This window comes from Salinisphaera orenii subsp. halophila YIM 95161, from assembly GCF_003732545.1.
Taxonomy (GTDB): Bacteria; Pseudomonadota; Gammaproteobacteria; order Nevskiales; family Salinisphaeraceae; genus Salinisphaera; species Salinisphaera orenii_A.
In genome coordinates this window covers 1-338 of record NZ_AYKF01000045.1, presented here as the reverse complement: position 1 = coordinate 338, position 338 = coordinate 1, and the positions used below count along the sequence as shown (strand labels likewise).

Annotated in this window: 1 protein-coding gene; it reads right to left on the bottom strand. The window is 63.6% G+C overall.

The features are described from left to right. Window positions 1-336 (bottom strand): methyltransferase domain-containing protein (locus tag SAHL_RS02995; protein ID WP_281272965.1); only part of this gene is annotated, 336 nt, incomplete at its 3' end. Between the last annotated feature and the right edge of the window lie 2 nt (window positions 337-338).

Below are 338 nucleotides of genomic sequence, written 5' to 3'. Positions count from 1 at the left end.
ACCGGCGTCGGCCAACATCCTGCAGGCCGTTTGTTCGCCCCACATCGCACCCAGACCGGGGCCGTTCTGGCCCATGGACACGGGTACGCAATGCATGCAGGACATCGTGTACAGAAACGGGCCGATCGGGAGTTCGAAATTCTCGTGCACGTGGCTCGACGCACCCCAGTCCACCATCAGGAAGATGCCGTCCGGGGCCAGTGCGCCGGCGACCGCCGCCAGCACGCGATCCGGCTGTGGCAGATCGTGGATGGCATCGAAGGCCGTGATCAGGCCGAATTCGTCACGCAGATCAAGCGTGGTGACATCACAGGCTTCGAACCGCGCATTGTTCAGCC